The sequence below is a fragment of the Bacillus sp. SIMBA_005 genome, assembly GCF_046535585.1.
GTDB classification, from domain to species: domain Bacteria; phylum Bacillota; class Bacilli; order Bacillales; family Bacillaceae; genus Bacillus; species Bacillus pumilus.
This window is the reverse complement of sequence record NZ_JAWRWI010000939.1, coordinates 1-247: the sequence shown is the minus strand read 5'-3', so window position 1 is coordinate 247 and position 247 is coordinate 1. Positions and strand designations below refer to the sequence as shown.

At 32.8% G+C, this 247-nt stretch carries 1 protein-coding gene; it reads left to right on the top strand.

The features are described from left to right. Positions 1-213 (top strand): RNA chaperone Hfq (gene hfq / locus SB660_RS22840; RefSeq protein WP_410584805.1); only part of this gene is annotated, 213 nt, incomplete at its 5' end. Positions 214-247 lie beyond the last annotated feature (34 nt).

Below are 247 nucleotides of genomic sequence, written 5' to 3'. Positions count from 1 at the left end.
CAAGATACGTTTTTGAACCATCTACGTAAAAACAGTGTTTTTGTAACTGTGTTTCTGTTAAACGGGTTCCAGTTAAAAGGAACTGTGAAATCCTATGATAACTTTACAGTATTATTAGTAGATGCTGAAAGTAAACAGCATCTCATTTACAAACACGCAATTTCTACATTCGTTCCAGCAAAGCAAGTCGAATTTTTAGAGGCAGAAGAATAAATAAAGTAAATAGAAACAGTTAGTGTTACATCAC